This is a genomic window from Halorientalis pallida (assembly GCF_049605515.1).
Taxonomy (GTDB): domain Archaea; phylum Halobacteriota; class Halobacteria; order Halobacteriales; family Haloarculaceae; genus Halorientalis; species Halorientalis pallida_A.
The window spans coordinates 3,076,868-3,092,646 of sequence record NZ_CP187158.1; the positions used below are offsets into that span (position 1 = coordinate 3,076,868).

Here is a 15,779-nt window from a genome sequence, read left to right on the forward strand (position 1 = left end):
TGACTTAAACGGGCGAACAACTGAGGCGGTACTCGTTTTTGTCGGTCCGGTGAACGACGGAAGGAATGCAGCGCGAGTACTTCGATTCCGATCAGGTGAACGTGGGGGATTCGGTCGCCGAGAAACACGAGCAGGTCGCCAGCGAAGCGGTGGGGGAGGAGACGTACGGCATGCTCATCGGCGGCGAGTGGGTCGAGTCGGCAAGCGGCGAGACGGTCGAGTCCGTCGACGCCACGACCGGCCAGCAGTTGGCGCGGTTCCAGAAGGGGACACCCGCGGACGTCGACCGCGCCGTCGAGGCCGCCCAAGAGGGCTTCAAGAAGTGGTCGGTCATGTCGCCCCAGCAGCGCTCGAACAAACTGCTGGAGGTTGCGGACCGACTGGAGGACCGTCGCTCCGCCATCGCCCGGCTCGATTCGCTGGAGGTGGGGAAGGCGAACCAGCACTCGATGTTCGTGGACCTGGAGGTCGCCATCGAGCAGTTCCGGTACTTCGCCAGCCTCGCCCGCACCGCCGACGAGGGCCGCCGGCCGCCGGCCAGCCCCGACCGGCTGACCTACACGCAAAACGAACCCTACGGCGTCGTCGGCCTCATCAGCGCCTGGAACTTCCCCGCGATGTTCGTCGCCTGGAAGATGGCCCCCGCGCTGGCCGCGGGCAACGCCGTCGTGTTCAAGCCCTCCTCGCGGGCCTCCCTCTCGACGCTGGAGATGGCCCGCACGATCCAGGAGGTCCTCCCCAACGGGGCCGTCAACGTCGTCACCGGCGCGGGCAGCGAGGTCGGGAACGCGCTGACCGGCCACGCCGGCGTCGGCAAGGTCGCCCTGACCGGCTCGACCGCGGCCGGCCAGTACACGATGCAAAACGCCGCCGAGAACATCACCCCCGTGTCGCTGGAACTCGGCGGGAAGAGCCCCAACATCGTCTTCCCCGACGCCGACATCGAGAAGGCCGTCCAGGGGAGCATCATCGCCTCGTGGTTCAACGTCGGCCAGCAGTGTACGATGGGCTCGCGCATGTTCCTCCATGAGGACATCTACGACGAGTTCCTGGAGGCCTTCGTCGAGGCGACCGACGACCTCCAGATCGGCGACCCGCTCGACCCCCGGACCGACGTGGGGCCGCTCATCGACCACGACCATCTGGAGGACGTGCGCTCGTACGTCGACACCGCGCTGGAGGAGGGCGCGACACTGGCCTACGGCGGCGAACAGCCCGCCGACGCCGACCTCGACGGCGCGCCCTTCTACAAGCCGACGATCCTCACGGACATCGACAACTCGGACACCATCGCCTGCGAGGAAGTGTTCGGCCCGGTCCTGAGCGTTCTGGAGTGGTCGGACTACGACGAGATGATGGCCGAGGCCAACGACACCATCTACGGGCTGGCCTCCGGCGTCTGGACGACCGATCTGGAGAGCGCGAAACAGGCCGCCGACGATCTGGAGGCTGGCACGGTCTGGGTCAACACCTACAACGACATGTTCGAGCCCAGTCCCTACGGCGGCTACAAGCAGTCCGGGATCGGCCGCGAACTCGACGAGTCCACGCTGGACGACTACACCCAGCAGAAGTCGGTGACGATGAACTTCGGCGGCCTGCCGGATATGTAGGAATCAGTGTCCGTCTGTCTTGTGTCCCGTGCCCGATCTCATGAGGGCGCTCATGAGGTTTTTGTAGGTGAGCGACGTAGCGTTCGGTATGGGCGTTGACGAGACGAGCGACGAGACGACACTGAACGACCGGTACGCGGTGACTGTTCCAGCGGCGATCCGCGAGCGGTTGGACGTGGAGCCCGGAGACAAGATCCGGTGGTCCGTGAGTGACGACGGTGACCTCTCAGTCGAAGTAGTACGGCAGCGGACTGGTGTCTTCCAGGACTTCGAACCGGTCGACATGGGGGAGACAGACGCCGCTAACGACCATTCCCTGATGGGCATCGAGCGCGAGATGGACGCCGACGAACGGGAGAGCTAATGCCGGTTGCGGTAATCGACTCGAACGTACTCATCGCGATGGCGAGTCGACGCGACCAGGCCCACGACATCGCTCGCGATATCGTCTCAGGCATCGACCAGGGCGACCTTCCGGCTGTGAGAGTTACGAATTACGTCGTCGCCGAGGTGTTGAACTACCTCCGGGAACGGAATCGGGGCGGCGTTGCGACGGACGTGTACGACCGCCTCGATGCCGGTCTCGGATTCGAAATCGTCCACGCGACGAAATCGGATTACAATCGAGCACTCGACCTGTTCGACCGGTTCGAATCACTGTCGTTCGTCGATGGGATCATCACGGCTTACATGATGCGGACCGACCTCGAATATCTCTACACCTTCGACGACGACTTCGACGCCGTCGAGGAAATCACGCGTCTCTCGACGGCTGCGAACCCGTCCGTCTGACCGCCCTGTCTTCGACAGTTTCCACTGGCGGTGGTCGTCAACTTCGTTCTTCAACACAAAGAGCGTCACCCCGGCAGAATCTCGGTGAGCACCCGTGACTCGATCTTCCGGAGGTGTTCGCCGACCGTCACGGGGGCCAGATCCAGTTCGGCGGCGATGTCTTCGTAGGTGGCATCGCGGGGTACGTCGTAGTAGCCCAACTCGGCCGCGGTGAGCAGGATCTCCTGCTGGCGGTCGGTGAGCATCGAGAACAGCTGGCGGTCGTCGGGGTGGTACTCGCGCATGGCCTCCAGTTCCACGTCGACGCTGTCGGGGACGACCGCGAGCGCCTCGGTGATCGTCTCCTGATCGCCCATGCCGGTGATCCGGATGCCGCCGTCGGACAGACACTCGACGGGGGTGTCGACGACGATGCTGTACTCCTGGGTCGCACGGAACAGCGCGTCGACCAGGTCGTTGGGCTCGAAGTGGATGTACGCGTGGAGTTTCGAGCCTTCGCGGGAGACGCTGTACTCCAGCACGTCCTCGTGGCCGTCCATCAGCTCCCGGGCGCGGTCGAGGGGGCCCCGGGCCTCGTAGAGGAAGACGATGGTCCCGTCGTCGAGCTGGTTGAGGTGGTGGATCGCGACCCGCTGGAGGTCGGGGTCGTCCACGATGGCCTGCTCGGCCGGGTGGAAGCCCTCCCGGTCCGGCCGCAACACCATCTCCACGTAACGCATGCCCCTCGCTAACGGCCGATCCCATATGGGTGCGACGGTCGAGTCGGGCGGTGAGTCCCGGCCTGCCAATCTCCCAATCGGGACCCGTGCTATTGCGGCGGTATAAATGACCCACTGATGATTTGCACCACGGATAGGGGACTCGTGGCGAACAGTTGGGTGTACAATGACACAGGTGGAGGACGACAGCCGCGAGATGCGACTCGACCCCGACTCGTTCGCACAGGGCTACTTCAAAAACGCCGTCTACCGGCACTGGGACCCCTACGAGATCGAGGGGCTGGACGAGGACAAACGGAAGATGGTCGAGTACGGCCCGGGCGAGGCCGAATTCGACGAACTCCGGACCGCGATCGCCCGCTTCGGCGCGGGCGAGGAGGCCGTCACGGAGGACCTGATGCCGCTGGCGATGGTGCTGGAGGACATCAACGACCAGATGTTCCTCTCCAGCCAGATCTACGAGGAGGCAAAGCACACGCAGTTCTTCGACCGCTTCTGGCGTGAGGTCATCAACCCGGTCGCCGAGGAGATGGGGTACGAGGTCACCAACCCGACCGACCAGCGCTACTTCAACGACGACTACATCGCGCTGTTCGACAAGACCGAGGACGCGATGGAGCGCCTGCTGACCGACGACACGCCCGAGAACCGCGTCCGGGCGTACTGTCACTACCATCTGGTCGTCGAGTCCGTCCTCGCCCAGACCGGCTACTACGGCTTCCAGTCGGCCTTCTCCGACCAGGGCTCGGACGAGGTCACCGACGAGGACTTCCCCAACTCCGAGGGGCTGGTCGACGGCATTGCCAAGGTTCGCTCCGACGAGGGTCGCCACGTCGGCTTCGGGATGAACAAGGTCCGTGGCTACGTCCAGTCCGGCGAGGTCAGCGAGGACGTGGTCCAGGAGACGCTCCAGAGCCTGATGCCACACGTCGCGGGCACGTTCAGCGACCTCACCGAGAGCCTGAACCCCGCGCCGCTCGTGGCCTACTCCCGGGACAAACTCACCCGCAGGATCGAGATCATCACCGACGCCGAGGCCGAGGTCCCCGACGTCCACGAACTCGTCGACATGGACGAGAGCGCCGCGGCGGCCGACTGAGAACTCCGTTCCCGACACCCCGAAATTCCCCGACTGCACGCTCCCGACACCACGACTCCCAACTGCACGCGATTCGGGTCCCGCTCCCCACACTCCGGGACCCGCTCACTCTCGTTCGGATCCGCGCCCCCTCGCGGGTCCACACTTCTCTCCTGTGACGCGACGACCAACCTAGTCGCGGGGTCGCCGCCACAGTACCGAACGCTATTTGGGCCGCCGTGCCGCCTCCGACGTATGGACGAGCAGTTGCTCGCCGTGATCGTCGGGATCGTGCAGGGCGTGCTGGAGTGGTTGCCGGTCTCCAGCGAGGGGACGGTCGCGCTGGTGTTGAACCTGCTCGGGAACGCCGATCCGGAGGCGGCGGTCCAGTTCGCGCTCTTTCTCCACGCCGGGACGGCGCTGGCGGCGACGGTCTACTACCGCGACGAGATCCGGGACGTGCTGGAGACACTGCCCGACCTCTCGGCGGCCGATCCCTTCGGCGAGGGGACCGCCGACGTGTCGTTCCTGATCGTCGCCACGCTGTCCTCGATGGTCGTCGGGCTGGCGGCCTACACCGCGCTCGAAGCCCTCGTGTCGGAACTGGCCGGCGGCGCGTTCGTGGCGCTGATCGGCGGCTTGCTGGTCGTGACGGGCATCGTCCAGAAGGTCGCGGAGTCACGCGGGGGCGTCGACCGCCGGACAGAACCGGACCTCGTCGACGCGCTGGCGGTCGGCGTCCTGCAGGGGCTGGCGATCCTGCCCGGTGTCTCCCGGTCGGGGACGACCGTCAGCGCGCTCCTCCTGCGGGGCCACGAGGGCGTCGAGTCGCTCCGGCTGTCTTTCCTGCTCGCGATTCCCGCGTCGCTGGGCGCGGGACTGCTCTCCTTCGAGGGACTCGGAATCGCACCGACCGCGGCGGTGACCGCGCTCGCGGTGAGCGCCGTCGTCGGCTACCTCACCGTGGGGGCGCTGGTGGCGCTGGTCCGCCGGGTCGCCTTCTGGGGCGTCTGTGTCGGCTTCGGGACGCTGGCACTGGTCGGCGGTGGCCTCCTGTTGCTGTGACCGGCCACCGTTTCCGGTCGAAAGCGCCAGCGGCCCCGACAGTCCGTACAACTTCTGAGAACGACCCGACAACGTTTATCTTTCAGAGCGGGGTAGGTACCGACGAGTTCGACCAGTTCGGCGGGGTCGGTAGTCAGGTCACTCGGTGACTCGCGCCCCGCCGCTGGTCACGACAGGCACGCATGGACCGGAGACAGCCCAGTCGTCGAGGTGGTCGCCCATGAGCGACGCCGAGCAGAAGCTGCTGGACGCGCAGGGGGATTTCCTCTACGCCGTCCGGGGCGGGGAGGTCGACGAGGGTGCGACCTGGCAGTCCTGTCGCCTGATCGTGACGAACAAGCGGCTGGTGCTGGCGACCAGCGGGAACAAACAGACGGTCCCGCTGGCGAAGCTCTCGCTGGTCGACGATCCACCGGAGATCGAGGCGACCGAACACGTCGCGAGCTTCACCGCCATCCGGGTCGGGAGCGCGGTCATCTTCCTGACGCTGCCCGACGCCCAGCTGGAGGAGACGATCTGTCGGGCGACGCTACACGACGAGATCGTTCTCGTCAAACACCCGGCCGTCGAGGGCGGCGTCGTCCAGGACACCGAGTGGGAGAAAGCGAAGTTCCGCTACGTCGACGATACGATCAAGATGGCCCTCTCGGACGGGCGGGTCGCCATCGACATGGACAACGTCGGGACCATCGACACGAGCCAGTCGACGGTGCGGGGGACCGACCGCACCGTCATCTCGGTCGAACACACCGAGGACGATCTCAGCGTCGAGACCCACCTGACGGGGACCGAACGCCACACGCGAGCGCTGTCCTCGCTGTTTTCGAGCGCCGTCGAGCGCAACGAGGGCGACGTGGACGAACTCGACGACATGGAGAGTCAGGTGCTGATGGCGCTCTATTCGGGCGTCTCGCCGTTCGAGATGTCCGACTTCGTCGGCATCCCACCGGACGAGGTCGAGGAGATTTACCAGCGCCTGCTCGACATCGGCGCGGTCGACGAGGTCCGGGTTCGGACGGAGGTCGCACTGAACGCGCGTGGGAGAAATCTGGCCAGTGATGCCATGAGTGACGAGTAGTCTGCCACTACTCGTGCCCGAATTCCCGTAATAAAGCGACTAACGTGTGGATTAGTGGGGAAAGTGGGGTTCGCCGGCCGGAAAGTTGAAACGGGCCGCCGGCAACCATTCGGTATGAGCGTCAGCACGGCGGTTGTTCTCGCTGCCGGTGAAGGGACTCGGTTGCGTCCGCTGACGCGCAACCGTCCGAAACCGATGTTGCCCGCCGCCAATCGCCCGATCCTCGAACACGTGTTCGACGCCCTGGTCGACGCCGGCATGGACGAACTCGTCTGTGTCGTCGGCTACAAGCACGACCGGGTGCAGGACCACTTCGGCCCGAGTTATCGGGACGTGCCCGTCCAGTACGTCCGCCAGCACAAACAGCTCGGAAGCGGCCACGCCCTCCTGCAGGCCCGCGCGGCCGTGGACGGCCCGCCGCTGGTCGTCAACGGTGACCGCCTCATCGAGTCCTCGATGGTCGAGGCCGTGGCGGAGGGGTTCGAGCGCCACGGTCCCAGTGCCGCGCTGGCGGTCATGGAACACCCCGATGCCGGCCAGTACGGCGCGGTCGTCCTCGAGAACGAGGATCTCACCGAGATCATCGAGAAACCCACGACCGGGGAGTACCGGCTGATCAACGCCGGCATCTACGCCTTCGATGCGAGCATATTCGACGAGATCGCCGACACACCCCGATCCGCGGGGGAACTCGCGCTGACCGATACCATCGCCCGCCTGGCCGAGCGCGAGCAGGTCCGCGGGGTCCGCTGTGAGGGGATGTGGGTCGACGCGACCTACCCCTGGGACCTGCTGACCGTCGCCCGGACGGTGCTGGCGCGGGGGAAAGTCGACGTGACCGAGCGCGAGGAGGGGGTCTGGGTCCACGCCGACGCTCGCGTCCACGACGACGCGACCCTGCGACCGCCCGTCGTCGTCGGTCCGGATTCGGAGATCGGCCCGGGTGCGGTCGTCGGTCCCGACGCCGCGCTGGGGTACAACGTCACCGTCGGCGCGAACGTGACCGTCGAACGAACAGTACTAGACGCCGACGCGCGCGTGGACGCCGGGAGCGTCCTCGTCGACACCGTGACCGGCCAGGATGTCGACGTTGGGGCGGGCTCGGTCGTCCCCGGCGGGCAGGCCGACGTGCGCGTGGGCAACGAGGTCTTCGAGGACCAGCGCCTCGGCGCGGTCCTCGCGGACCGAGTGACGGCGGAGGGCGACGTGAGCTTCGACCCCGGCACGCTCGTGGGACCGTCGGCGCACCTCCACACCGGTGCCCACGCCCGCGGCCAGATCCCCGACGGCGCGGAGGTGATGCGCTGATGTGTGGCATCATCGGCTGTGCCGGCCGCGACGGCGAGACCCTCGACGTCCTCGTCCACGGGCTCTCGAAACTCGAATACCGGGGCTACGACTCGGCGGGCGTCGCGCTGGCCGGCGAGGGACTGGACGTGTGCAAGACCGCCGGCGAGATCGACGACCTCCGGGCGGCGCTGGAGGAGCGCAGTCCCTCGGGATCGGTCGGCATCGGCCACACTCGCTGGAGTACCCACGGGCCGCCGACCGACGAGAACGCCCACCCGCACCTGGACTGCAACCGCGAGGTCGCGGTCGTCCACAACGGGATCATCGAGAACTACCAGGAACTCCGCGACGAACTCTCGACGGCCGGTCACGAGTTCCGGAGCGACACCGACACCGAGGTCGTCCCGCACCTGATCGAGGACGCGCTCGCCGACGGCGCAGACCCCGAGGACGCGGTCCGGCAGGCCATCGCGCGGCTGGAGGGCAGCTACGCCGTCTCCGTCGTCATGTCGGGCGTCGACCGGATCTTCGCGGCGCGCAACGACTCGCCGCTCGTGCTGGGCATCGAGGACGACGCGTATTATCTGGCCAGCGACGTGCCGGCCTTCCGCGATCACACCGACCGGGTGGTCTATCTGGCCGACGGCGAGTTCGCGGTCGTCGACGCCGACGGCTACCGGGTGACCACCCTCGACGGCGAACCAGTCGAGAAGACCGAAGACACCGTCGACTGGGACCCCGAGGAGACGGGAAAGAGCGGCTACGACCACTTCATGCTCAAGGAGATTCACGAGCAACCCCGGGCGCTCCGGCAGTGCCTCCGGGGGCGGGTGGACGAACTGTCCGGCACCGTCGACCTCTCCGACCTCGGGGACCTCTCGCCGCGGGGCGTCCAGCTGGTCGCCTGCGGGACGAGCTACCACGCGGCCGTCTACGCGGCTCAGCTGTTCCAGCAGGCCGGGATTCCGGCCCAGGCGTTCCTGGCCAGCGAGTACGCCACCAGCCCGCCGCCCATCGGGGACGCGCTGGTGATCGGGGTCACCCAGAGCGGGGAGACCGCCGACACCCTGAGCGCGCTCCGGGAGGCCCGGCGGCGCGGCGCGCGCACGCTCGCGGTGACCAACACGGTCGGCTCGACGGTCGCCCGGGAGTGCGATCACGCCATGTACATCCGGGCCGGGCCGGAGATCGGCGTCGCCGCGACCAAGACCTTCTCCAGCCAGATCGCGGCGCTGAACCTGCTGGCGCTGGCGATAACCAGCGTCGGGGACGCCCGCGAGGTCATCAGCGGCCTGCGCGATCTTCCGGGGGCGGTCCAGGAGATCCTCGACACCTCCACCGCACAGGAGATCGCCGAGACCTACCGCGACGCCGAGTCGTACTTCTTCATCGGCCGGGGCCTGCACTACCCCGTCGCGCTGGAGGGGGCGCTGAAGATGAAAGAGATCACCTACAAACACGCCGAGGGCTTCGCCGCCGGCGAACTCAAACACGGGCCGCTGGCGCTGGTCACCGCCGAGACGCCCGTGTTCGCCGTCGTCACCGGCGACGACGAGCAGGCCACCAAGACCGTGGGCAACGTCAAGGAAGTCGAGGCCCGCGACGCGCCAGTGGTGGCGGTCACGGACGGCGAGAGCGACGTGGAGCGGTACGCCGACCACGTACTGGAAGTGCCCGACACCCACCGCCGCGTGGCGGCCGTCGTCGCGAACGTCCAGTTGCAACTGGTGGCCTACCACACCGCGGACATGCTCGGCCGGTCCATCGACAAGCCGCGCAACCTGGCGAAAAGCGTCACCGTCGAGTGATCAGTCGCAGTCGTCCGCTTCGTCGTCTTTCGGTCGCTCTCTCGTGCGTTCGGTCTCCTCGCTCGGCGGCTCCGGCGGTTCGAACACCGCCCGGAGGAGGCGGCCGGTGCGTGTCTCCGCGAGTTCCGAGGCCGACAGCGGGACCTGGATCGCCACTGCGGCGAGGCCGAACAGGACCGCCCGGGTCAGCAGGCCGGACTGCGTGAAACCGCCCAGCGCGAGCGAGAGGGCCGTCTCGGTCAGCACCGCGACCGCCGCGACGATTCCGAGCGCACGCACCGGTGCGTCCGCGATTCCCGACAGCGTCGATTCGGCCGCAGAGCCCTCCCAGGACTCGGCGAGCGGATCGACGACACCGTCCAGCACGCGGATGATCGGCCCGACGGTGTAGGTCTCCCGGAGGTCGATGACGATCACGTCCGGATCGGGGTCGGCGGTCAACCACCGATAACACCACGACGCGCGAATCCAGTCGCCGAGGGTGGCCGTGGCACTGCCGACCCTGGACTCGGCGGCCGCGACAGACAGGCGGTCGGTGACGGCGGTCAGCGTCTGGCCTGTCCGGGAAGCCGCCACCCAGCCGTCGACGGTCGCACGGAGTCGACCGAGGGTGGACGCCTCGTTGCTCGACGCGTCACTCATCCGACTCGAAATTGACGACGGTTCCGCGGACCCTAATGCTGTCGAAGTCGAGCGTGACCGTCCGGCCGGCCGTCAGCGGGCGACCGTGGAACAGGACCTCCGAGTCGGTCCGTCTCGCGGTCGCCTGGACCGTCAGCGTCACGTCACGGAGACGCGGGTGGTCGCGGAGGACCAGATCGCCGTCGGCCGTCGGGACGACGACGCTCGAAGGGTCGGACGCGACGCCGGTGATACGGGCCGTCGCCCCGCGGTGACGTGCGTTCTGACCTGCGGTGAGGGCGTCGGCCACGCTCGGACGGACGCCCTCCCAGACGACGGTCATCGTGCCGTTCACCGGGTCGCCGGGCTGGTCGAGCGAGCCCACCGCGGTGACGGTGGCGGCGATGTCACCAACGTCGTTCGTCCGGAGCGGGACCCTCGACCCGACGCGGAGCGCTCGGTCGGCGAACTCGGGCGTCCCGGCGACGGTGCGGGTCGCGAGCGTGACGCCGAGCTGGAGCCGGCGAACGTCGCTCTCGTTGGTCGGCAACACCGCGACGGACTCGACCGTCGCGAGTGTCCGGTTACCGACTGTGAACCGGTCACCGGACTCGACTGCCGCGGCCGTCGCTGGGTCGACGGTCGCCGTGACCGCGACGGGCGTCGACGCACTGCGGAACGTCGACCGGTTGCCACCGACGGAGCGAACGGCCGCTTCCGTCTGGTAGTCGTCGCCGACCATGGTGACGGCCTGCCCGGCCCGAAGCGGCGCGTTCCCCACGGTCGTCCCCTCGGGATAGGCGATTCGGACGAGCGTTCTCACCCGGTCGTTCGTCGCGCCCGTCAGATGCACGTCCGTGACGGAGACGGTCGCGCTCGACCCCGAGAGTGTGACGTTCTGATCCGACAGAATCGGGGACACGGACCAGACCGGCTGTGCGCCCAGCGCGAGCGTCGCGTAGCGAGTTTCGGCGTCGGTACCGTCGCCGCTCGGGGCTGTGGGACCGCCGCCACCACCGGTCACCAGCGCCACGCCCGCGGCGACCACTGCCAGCACGACCAGCACGACGAGCGCGTCGACCACGTTGACGCGTCCGAACAACCGTCCCTTCTCGTCGATCAACTCCATCACTCGTCCCCCGCGTCGAATCCTGCGGGTATAGTGGTTTCGACAGACTCAGCCGTCAGTGCCCCGACACCAGCGACGCCGACGGTCACCGCCAGTGACAGATCACAAACTATTTAGCCGCGCGTGGTTACTCGAAATGTGAGTAACTAATGACGATACTCGTCACTGGCGGTGACGGCTACGTCGGGTGGCCCACCGCGCTCCGGATCGCGACACGAACCGAGGACCGAGTGCTGGCAGTCGACAGTTTCGAGCGGCGCGAGTGGGTCGAGGAGGTCGGCTCGACCAGCGCCGTGCCCATCGGCTGGATGGACGAGCGCCTCGCGGCGGCCCGGGAGGCCCACGACGTGCACAACCTGTCTTTTGTCCAGGGCGACCTCGTCGAGAAGGACTTCGTGGACGAACTCCTCACCGTCCACGAACCCGAAGTCATCGTCCACACGGCCGCCCAGCCCTCCGCGCCGTACTCCCAGATCAACGGCGAGCGGGCCAACTACACCCAGCACAACAACATGCAGGCCACCCGGAACCTCGTCTGGGGGCTCGAAGAACACGACCTCACCGACACGCACTTCATCGAGACCACGACCACTGGGGTCTACGGCGCGCCGGAGTTCCCCATCCCCGAGGGCGGCGCGGTCATGGAGAACCAGGGCGAGCGCGACGACGTGCCTTTCCCGGCGATGGCGGGGAGCTGGTACCACCTCACCAAGAGCCACGACGCGGCCAACCTCCGGCTGGCCCAGTCGCAGTTCGACATCCCCATCTCGGACGTGCGGACGGCCATCGTCTACGGCACCGAGACCGAGGAGACGCGGGCCGACGACCGGCTGAAGACCCGCTTCGACTTCGACTACTACTTCGGCACGGTCGGGCACCGCTTCTGCGCCCAGGCCGTCGCGGGCTACCCCGTCACGGTCTACGGGAAGGGCGAACAGCGCAAGCCGTTCATCAGCCTGGAAGACACCGTCGAGGGGCTGGCCGAACTGGCGCTCGCGGACGCCGACGAGCGGCCCGACGATGACGACGGCGTCACCGTCTACAACCAGGTCACGCGGGCCATCAGCATCGTCGAGATCGCCGAGACGATCGCCGACGTGGGCGACGAGTTCGACCTCGACGTGGCCGTCGAGCACTTCGAGAACCCGCGCGACGAGGACGAGACCCACAAGATGGAGATCGAGAACGACCGGTACATGAACGTGATCGGCGAGCAGGCCCAGGACTTCGAGGGCGGCGTGCGGGACATCTTCGAGACGCTGACCCGTTACACCGAGACCATCGAGGCCCACGAGGACCGGTTCCTCCCGGGCGTGCTGGAAGACTCGGAGGACTGACCCGTGGACGTGCTGGTCACCGGCGGCTGTGGCTACATCGGGAGCGCACTCGTCCCGATGTTGCGAGCCGACGACGACGTGGACCGAGTGGTCGTCCTCGATTCGCTGTCGAACGGCTCACCCCGCGCGCTCCTGGGGACGCTCGCCACCGACCCCGACGAGGGCGTCGACTTCCGCCGGGGCGACGTCCGCGAGTACGGCGACGTGGAGAACGCCATGCGGGACGCCGACACCGTGATCCACCTCGCGGCGATCACCGGCGCGGCCAGCACCCACGACCGCCGCGCGGAGACGATGGCGGTCAACTACGACGGCACCGAGAACGTCCTGAAGGCGGCGGGGAAACTCGGCGTCGAGAACGTCGTCTCGGCCTCGTCGTGTAACATCTATGGGCGGGCGATGAGCCGCGACATCGACGAGACCGTGGAGCCGGACCCGATCAACCCCTACGCCGAGGCCAAGTACGAGGCCGAGTCCCTCCTCGCGGCCTACTGCGAGGACCACGACATGGCCGGGACCGCCCTCCGGATGAGCACGAACTTCGGCTACTCGCCGGGGGTACGCTTCAACCTCGTCGTGAACCACTTCGTCTTCCGCGCGCTGACCGGTCGCTCGCTAACGGTCTACGGCGACGGGTCGAACTGGCGGCCCTTTATTCACGTCGAGGACGCCGCCGCGGCGTACAAACACGCCGCCTGCAACCCCGAGGACTGGGAGAAAGAGGTGTACAACGTCGGCACCAACGCGGGCAACTACCGGATCAGCGAGATCGCCGATCTGGTCCGGGACGAGGTCGGCCCCGTCGACGTGACCTATCTCGAAGACGAGCATCCCGGGCCGTCGTATCACGTCAACTTCGACCGGCTTGCCGAGACCGGCTTCGAGCCGGAGTGGTCCCTGCGGGAGGGCGTGCGGGACCTGGCCGACCGGTTTACCGGGGAAAAGAGCGGACCGAACTAGTCGTCGCCTTCGACCTGGGCGTGTTTCGTGCTGTCGACGCTGACGGTCTCCCACTCCTGGTCGGTGTGGGCACCCTCGCGCTCGCGGGCGCTGGCGGCGACTCTGATGAACTCGGCCTTCTCGCGGGCGGCGGGGATGGTGTGACCCCCGCAGTAGGAGAGGCCGGACTTGATACCGGCACAGAACTCCTCGGCCACCGCTTTCGTCGGGCCTTTGAACGGTGTTAGCCCCTCGACGCCCTCGTCTTTGTTCACGTCCTCGGCCTTGTCCGAGCGGTCCTCGGCCGCCGCTGTCGTCGCCATCCCGCGCGAGCGCTTGTACCGGACGCCGTCGACTTCGACGGTCTCGCCGGGGGCCTCGGCGGTGCCGGCGAACAGGCTGCCCAGCATCACGGTGTCCGCGCCGGCCATCAGCGCCTTCACGGCGTCCCCCGAGGTCCGGATGCCGCCGTCGGCACAGATGGTCACGTCCAGATCCGCGGCGGCCTCGGCGCAGTCGTCGACCGCCGTGAGCTGGGGCACGCCCGCACCGGCGACTTTGCGCGTGGTACAGTGCGAGCCCGGGCCGATCCCGACCTTCACGCAGTCCGCACCCGCCGCGTAGAGGTCTTCGACGCCCGCGGGCGTGGCGACGTTGCCCGCGACGAGTTCGAGGTCTGGGTAGGCCTCCCGGATCGCGCCGACGGTGTCGAGCGTCCGCTCCATGTGTCCGTGCGCCACGTCGACGACGACCGCGTCGACGCCCGCGTCGACCAGCGCTTCCGTGCGCCCGACCGAATCCTCGTCGATGCCGACGGCGGCCGCGACCCGCTGGCCGGCGTCGGCGACGGCCGCGACTTCGCTGGCCTGCTCGTCGACGGTCAGGAACCGGTGGATGGTCCCGAGCCCGCCGGCCTCGCCCAGTGCGATGGCCAGCTCGGCTTCCGTCACCGTGTCCATCGCCGCCGAGACCAGCGGTGTATCCAGTTCGAGTCCGGGCGTCAGGTCGGTGGTGAGGGCCACGTCGCTCCGGCTGTCGACGGGCGAGCGCTGTGGCACCAGTAACACGTCCCCGTAGCTCAGTCCCGTTCGCGGTTCGTTCATGCCGCACAATCCCAGTCGCTTCGAGCGGATAAATCCGCTGGTCGTGTCAACGTTCGTGTTGCCGACGCGCCGACCTGTCCGTCCACAACCACGAGATTTGTAACCCCTCACGTGGACACCCAGTGCATGAGCGAAACCGCCGAGCCCGTCCACGTCGCCGTCACCGGCGCGGCCGGCTACATCGGCAGCCGCGTCGTCGCACAATTGCAAGAGGACCACCCCGACTGGACCGTCACCGCACTCGACAACTTCTATCTCGGCGACCTCCGCGAGATCGGCGACGTGACCGTCGAACACGTCGACATCCGTAACCGCGACCGACTGGAGGCGGCGCTGGACGGCGCGGACGTGGTCTTGCATCTGGCCGCCATCTCGGGCGTCGACGACTGTGACGACAAGCCCGACCTGGCCTACGAGGTCAACGTCCAGGGCACGAACAACGTCGCCTGGTTCTGCAAGAAGTCCGGCGCGGCGCTGTGTTTCCCCTTCTCGATGGCCGTCATCGGCGACCCCGAAACCTTCCCCATCACCGTCGACCTCCCGCGGGACCCGCTGAACTGGTACGGCCGGACGAAAGTGCTGGGCGAGCGAGCCATCGACACCCTCGCCGACGGGAGTTTCCCCGCTCACCAGTTCATGATCTCCAATCTGTACGGTCGTCACGAGGTCGGTGGAAAAGAGGTGTCGAAGGGCACGGTGATCAACTTCTTCGTGAACCGGGCGCTCGCGGGCGAGACGCTGACCGTCTACGAGCCCGGGAGTCAGTCCCGGAACTTCGTCCACGTCAAGGACGTGGCCGACGCGTTCGTCAAGAGCGCCGAGCGACTGGTCGAGCAATCTCGGGCGGGCGAGACCGGCGTCGAGAAGTACGAGATCGCCAGCGACGAGGACCCCGGCGTGATGGCGGTGGCGGAACTGGTGCAGTCGATCGCGCGTGAGGAGCGTGGCATCGACGCCGACGTGGAACTCGTCGAGAACCCCCGGAGCGGGGAGACGATGGTGGAGGAGTTCGGCGTGGATACGGCGGCCGCGCGGGATCGGCTGGGGTGGGAGGTGTCTGAGAGCGTCGAGGACTCGGTTCGTGGGTTGCTGTCGGTTGAGTGATCAAAATCATCGGCGGCCGGTCGCGCCGACTGATACTTCAGTACACCAGCAAGGCTCCGCGATTGAACCGCCCGAGGCGGGCGGGGAACCGACTGTAGATGGA

General features: G+C 67.5%; 15 protein-coding genes. 11 read left to right on the plus strand and 4 right to left on the minus strand.

The window, feature by feature from the left end; genetic code table 11:
* Positions 1–65: 65 nt before the first annotated feature.
* The 3 genes from ACOZ4N_RS17550 to ACOZ4N_RS17560 all read left to right on the plus strand — a co-directional run bounded on the left by ACOZ4N_RS17550 (position 66) and on the right by ACOZ4N_RS17560 (position 2,405).
* A complete protein-coding gene (locus ACOZ4N_RS17550; protein ID WP_424017650.1) occupies positions 66–1,613 on the plus strand; it encodes an aldehyde dehydrogenase family protein in 1,548 nt (515 codons plus the stop codon).
* A gap of 88 nt (positions 1,614–1,701) precedes the next feature.
* Positions 1,702–1,977: an AbrB/MazE/SpoVT family DNA-binding domain-containing protein gene (locus ACOZ4N_RS17555; RefSeq protein ID WP_424017651.1), complete on the plus strand. Its 276-nt coding sequence runs from the start codon at positions 1,702–1,704 to the stop codon at positions 1,975–1,977.
* The gene (locus ACOZ4N_RS17560; RefSeq protein WP_424017652.1) at positions 1,977–2,405 is read left to right on the plus strand and encodes a type II toxin-antitoxin system VapC family toxin; all 429 of its coding nucleotides are present in this window, start codon (positions 1,977–1,979) and stop codon (positions 2,403–2,405) included. The genes ACOZ4N_RS17555 and ACOZ4N_RS17560 overlap by 1 nt, the downstream gene beginning before the upstream one ends.
* Positions 2,406–2,470: 65 nt before the next feature.
* On the opposite strand, the gene ACOZ4N_RS17565 is transcribed toward ACOZ4N_RS17560, so the two are convergent.
* Complete coding sequence (locus ACOZ4N_RS17565; RefSeq protein ID WP_424017653.1) at positions 2,471–3,124, minus strand: helix-turn-helix domain-containing protein; 654 nt, start codon at positions 3,122–3,124, stop codon at positions 2,471–2,473.
* Positions 3,125–3,290: 166 nt separating this feature from the next.
* Between ACOZ4N_RS17565 and ACOZ4N_RS17570 the strand changes: the two genes are divergently transcribed.
* From ACOZ4N_RS17570 to glmS, 5 genes are all read left to right on the plus strand, one after another.
* Complete coding sequence (locus ACOZ4N_RS17570; protein WP_424017654.1) at positions 3,291–4,223, plus strand: ribonucleoside-diphosphate reductase; 933 nt, start codon at positions 3,291–3,293, stop codon at positions 4,221–4,223.
* A 234-nt stretch (positions 4,224–4,457) separates the two neighbouring features.
* A complete protein-coding gene (locus tag ACOZ4N_RS17575) occupies positions 4,458–5,267 on the plus strand; it encodes an undecaprenyl-diphosphate phosphatase (RefSeq protein ID WP_424017655.1) in 810 nt (269 codons plus the stop codon).
* Between the two features lie 220 nt (positions 5,268–5,487).
* Positions 5,488–6,345 (plus strand): CheF family chemotaxis protein, encoded by an 858-nt coding sequence (locus tag ACOZ4N_RS17580; protein ID WP_424017657.1) that lies wholly within the window; start codon positions 5,488–5,490, stop codon positions 6,343–6,345.
* A 114-nt stretch (positions 6,346–6,459) separates the two neighbouring features.
* Positions 6,460–7,653, plus strand: a complete 1,194-nt coding sequence (gene glmU, locus ACOZ4N_RS17585) for a bifunctional sugar-1-phosphate nucleotidylyltransferase/acetyltransferase (protein ID WP_424017659.1) — start codon at positions 6,460–6,462, stop codon at positions 7,651–7,653.
* Complete coding sequence (gene glmS, locus ACOZ4N_RS17590; RefSeq protein ID WP_424017660.1) at positions 7,653–9,443, plus strand: glutamine--fructose-6-phosphate transaminase (isomerizing); 1,791 nt, start codon at positions 7,653–7,655, stop codon at positions 9,441–9,443. Before glmU ends, glmS begins: the two co-directional genes overlap by 1 nt.
* On the opposite strand, the gene ACOZ4N_RS17595 is transcribed toward glmS, so the two are convergent.
* Together ACOZ4N_RS17595 and ACOZ4N_RS17600 are read right to left on the minus strand one after the other, a co-directional pair.
* Entirely contained in the window at positions 9,444–10,085 is a 642-nt protein-coding gene (locus ACOZ4N_RS17595; RefSeq protein ID WP_424017662.1) for a hypothetical protein, read from the minus strand.
* Positions 10,078–11,193: a DUF4330 domain-containing protein gene (locus ACOZ4N_RS17600; protein ID WP_424017663.1), complete on the minus strand. Its 1,116-nt coding sequence runs from the start codon at positions 11,191–11,193 to the stop codon at positions 10,078–10,080. Before ACOZ4N_RS17600 ends, ACOZ4N_RS17595 begins: the two co-directional genes overlap by 8 nt.
* A gap of 149 nt (positions 11,194–11,342) precedes the next feature.
* Between ACOZ4N_RS17600 and ACOZ4N_RS17605 the strand changes: the two genes are divergently transcribed.
* Together ACOZ4N_RS17605 and ACOZ4N_RS17610 are read left to right on the plus strand one after the other, a co-directional pair.
* Positions 11,343–12,530, plus strand: a complete 1,188-nt coding sequence (locus ACOZ4N_RS17605; protein WP_424017664.1) for an NAD-dependent epimerase/dehydratase family protein — start codon at positions 11,343–11,345, stop codon at positions 12,528–12,530.
* A gap of 3 nt (positions 12,531–12,533) precedes the next feature.
* Complete coding sequence (locus ACOZ4N_RS17610; protein WP_424017665.1) at positions 12,534–13,490, plus strand: NAD-dependent epimerase/dehydratase family protein; 957 nt, start codon at positions 12,534–12,536, stop codon at positions 13,488–13,490.
* Here the strand turns inward: ACOZ4N_RS17610 and ACOZ4N_RS17615 are convergent.
* Positions 13,487–14,572, minus strand: coding sequence for a guanosine monophosphate reductase (locus tag ACOZ4N_RS17615; RefSeq protein ID WP_424017666.1), 1,086 nt, complete (start codon positions 14,570–14,572; stop codon positions 13,487–13,489). The genes ACOZ4N_RS17610 and ACOZ4N_RS17615 overlap by 4 nt on opposite strands.
* Positions 14,573–14,698: 126 nt before the next feature.
* Between ACOZ4N_RS17615 and ACOZ4N_RS17620 the strand changes: the two genes are divergently transcribed.
* Positions 14,699–15,676 carry an NAD-dependent epimerase/dehydratase family protein gene (locus ACOZ4N_RS17620; protein ID WP_424017667.1) on the plus strand — a complete coding sequence of 326 codons (978 nt, stop codon included), beginning with the start codon at positions 14,699–14,701 and terminating at the stop codon, positions 15,674–15,676.
* The last annotated feature ends 103 nt before the right edge of the window (positions 15,677–15,779 follow it).